Source organism: Aromatoleum toluolicum (genome assembly GCF_012911005.2).
GTDB classification, from domain to species: Bacteria; Pseudomonadota; Gammaproteobacteria; order Burkholderiales; family Rhodocyclaceae; genus Aromatoleum; species Aromatoleum toluolicum.
Window position 1 is genome coordinate 1 of the sequence record NZ_WTVS01000157.1, and the last position, 3,352, is coordinate 3,352.

The window sequence follows — 3,352 nt, forward strand, 5'->3', positions numbered from 1 at the left end:
TCGGCTGCGCCGGCGCCATTTGCGCTTGAGCACCCCTGCCATGAACGATCCCTCCATTGTTGACCCTGGAGGCAATTGTCCACGTCGATCACGTGCCCTGGAATAACGCCGGTCAGTTACCGCTTACCTAGCAGGGGTATCCTATACTGCCTTGGCGACAACAAGCGATGTTTATCGGCTTGTCGGTCATGGTCCAGTTTCAGGGGCATTGGGTGGGGCCGCTACAGCCTTTGACGTCGGTGCGGCCGGCATGATGACAAATCCCGCTACCTTATCCCTTGGCAAGCCTGGCGAGGAAATGCATCTTGGAATGGACGTCATTTTTGCAGATCTATCAGTCAAGAACACCGCGACGGGCGAATCCGCAAAATCCAATGAGCATTCCAACAACCGAGGACCCTATGCGGCTCCGCAAATGGTATATACTTATCGTGCCGAACGATTTGCATTCGGTATTGGAGCCTTTGCACGTGGCGGAGTAGGCACAGAGTACGGAAAGGATAGCTTTCTTTCACGTGCAACAGGTGGATTGAATACGGGTTTGGAAAATTCAAGTCGCTTATTGACACTAAATATACCCATGGCCGCAAGCTTTCAGATGACTGATAGTCTTGCCGTTGGCGCAAGCGTGGATGCAGTGTGGCAGGGACTGAATTTAGATATGCTCCTCGGGGCCGATCAAGTGGGTTCCTTAATTGGCGCCGGGCGTGCGCGGGGAAGTTTGATCCCTGTACTTGGAGGGTTGCCGGATATGCGTGGTGCGCATTTGAGCTTCACCAAGAATGAACCAATTGCGAGTGGCGCCGACGCCTGGGGCTGGGGAGGGAAAATCGGCCTGACGTACAAGGTCAGCAAGGATACGATCCTGGGTGCTTCGTACGTTCTTGAATCACATCTTGATGACATGACTGGGAGTGCTACCCTTACCGCAATTAATGGCTTGGCAGGCCAAGTCAAGCTAGATGGAAAGATTCGTATTAAGGACTTCCAATCGCCTGCACAATTGAATTTCGGAATAAGCCATCGTTTTGACGATCAGTGGATGGTCGTGGCGGATATCTCCAGGGTATTCTGGAAACATGCAGTAAAAGATATTCATGTCTCCTTTGTTTCAAACGCTGGTCAAAATATCGATATTGATCTGCCTCAAAACTATAAGGACCAGACTGCATTGTCGTTGGGTGTCGCCTACACTTCCGGAAAATGGACATTGCGCGGAGGTGCTCGTGTTACTACACAGACTTTGAGATCGGACACGGTATTGGCTGTAATCCCTGCTATTCCAAATAGATTCGGGACTCTTGGCTTTGGTTACCAACTTACACCTATGAGTAGTTTTGATTTTGCTTGGACTCATTCATTTAAAAAGACGATGCAAAACTCTTCATTGCCAAACACGTCTGCTCCTATCGAAATAAATCACGCCCAAGATAGTGCCACTATTGCCTTCACTTATCGTTTTTAGGTTTGATATTAAGTTGGAATTGTCATGGTTGTGCAAATCTTAAAATTACAAGATTCTACCTGCTTTAATATTTTATGGTGAATTAACTAGGAAATTGAAATGACCAACGTAGAAATTGGAAAGGAAATCGTCGCTGCTGGAATTAAGACCAATTATCACGAGCTCGGAACTGGAGAGCCTGTATTTCTTATTCACGGATCGGGTCCAGGTGTCAGCGCTTATGCAAATTGGCGCTTGGTGTTGCCAACACTGGGGCAATTATTTCGCGTCATAGCACCGGATATGGCAGGGTTCGGTTTTACAGAGCGCCCGAAGAATTACATCTACTCAAAGGATAATTGGGTTGAGCACATCATAGGTATGCTTGACGCATTGAAAATCGAGCGTGCAGATTTTATTGGGAATTCTTTCGGTGGTGCCCTTGCAATCGCAACCGCCGTTAAGCACCCCGACCGCATTGGCCGTTTGGTCTTGATGGGCGCAGCTGGAACACATTTCGAACTTACCCCTGGGCTGGATGCAGTTTGGGGTTATACGCCGTCAATTGAAAAAATGCGCAACCTGCTGGATATATTTGCCTTTGATCGTTCGCTTGTGAATGATGAACTTGCAAAACTGCGTTATGAGGCAAGCATTCGGCCAGGCTTTCAAGAGTCATTCGGCAGTATGTTCCCCGCTCCTCGGCAGCGCTGGGTTGACGCACTGGCGAGCTCGGATGAGCAAATTCGCAACCTCGCGAATGAGGTGCTCTTGATTCACGGCCGTGATGACCAGGTGGTACCACTGTCAAGCAGTCTTCGTCTTTTTCAACTATTGGAGAACGTCCAGTTGCATTCTTTTGCTCGCTGTGGGCACTGGGTGCAAATTGAAGCCGCCAATGACTTTTGTAGATTGGTTGTAGACTTTCTTAGCAAGCCGCATTGATTGAGCGTTCTGCGCATCCGGCGAAATTTCTTCTTCCAGATAATTGGGTAATGCGTCCGAATTGATTGGAAGGAGAAATCGAGTTGATGGTCTCATGAAGGCGTTACCGCTGGTTGTGGAACCAAGTCCTTCTTATACAAGACTCACATAGCCTCATCGTGTATCGCCTGCATGGTCGTGGTCGCGTCCAATGAAAGGGCTGTTTTAGTTGCGAAGGAAAGTCGCCTTCCTTTGCGCTCTTCAGCCCCGCGTCCCGTCTGACTGTAAGCGTCCGCCCCAGACCGTCTTGACGATCAGATCTTGATTCTGTGCAGGCGAAGATCGACCGCTGTGACGTCGAAAGCGGTCGGGTCGAACGGCTCCCCGTGCCATGCCCGCATGTCGTGGTGTTCGGGATGATTTGGATCGGCCATCGCCGCGACGAAGTCGGCATACCCGGGTTCGCCGCCGACGTCCTCGGGCGGACTCGCGTTGGCGCCGGCAATGCAGAGTGCCGTATCGAAGAGCGGGTCGGGCGGCAGACGGCGTTCGACCTTGATGCGATGCTCCCAGTCGTCGCCGAAGTCATAGACGTAGCGGAACGACTTGGCGCCGCCGAGCGCGGTCGCCAGCCGCACGCGCTGCTCGGTACGCACGGGTTCGAAGTCATAGTCGGGATCGGGGACGCCGTAGCGCTCGCCGGCGATCTCGAACTCGTGCAGGTGGCAGTCGAGCCAGCCCATCACCGCCTGGATGACCTGGTGCAGCTTCGGCAACGTGATGGTTTCCGGCACGACCACCCGGCGCCAGATGGCGGGTTTGACCCAGGCGAGCTCAATGCGCAGTTGCAGCCGATGCGTAAGCGGTAACTGACCGGCGTTATTCCAGGGCACGTGATCGACGTGGACAATTGCCTCCAGGGTCAACAATGGAGGGATCGTTCATGGCAGGGGTGCTCAAGCGCAAATGGCGCCGGCGCAGCCG

At 52.2% G+C, this 3,352-nt stretch carries 3 protein-coding genes; 2 read left to right on the top strand and 1 reads right to left on the bottom strand.

The window, feature by feature from the left end:
• The first annotated feature begins 151 nt into the window (after nt 1-151).
• The gene (locus GPA27_RS28035) at nt 152-1,465 is read left to right on the top strand and encodes an OmpP1/FadL family transporter (protein WP_169143691.1); all 1,314 of its coding nucleotides are present in this window, start codon (nt 152-154) and stop codon (nt 1,463-1,465) included.
• Between the two features lie 99 nt (nt 1,466-1,564).
• Nucleotides 1,565-2,389, top strand: coding sequence for an alpha/beta fold hydrolase (locus GPA27_RS28040; RefSeq protein ID WP_083447098.1), 825 nt, complete (start codon nt 1,565-1,567; stop codon nt 2,387-2,389).
• 293 nt (nt 2,390-2,682) lie between these two features.
• On the opposite strand, the gene GPA27_RS28045 is transcribed toward GPA27_RS28040, so the two are convergent.
• Nucleotides 2,683-3,297 carry a plasmid pRiA4b ORF-3 family protein gene (locus tag GPA27_RS28045; RefSeq protein WP_211165299.1) on the bottom strand — a complete coding sequence of 205 codons (615 nt, stop codon included), beginning with the start codon at nt 3,295-3,297 and terminating at the stop codon, nt 2,683-2,685.
• Between the last annotated feature and the right edge of the window lie 55 nt (nt 3,298-3,352).

What these genes read in the sequence shown, in the direction of transcription:
- GPA27_RS28040 (WP_083447098.1), top strand. Translation starts at nt 1,565, where the DNA reads ATGACCAACGTAGAAATTGGAAAGGAAATCGTCGCTGCTGGAATTAAG.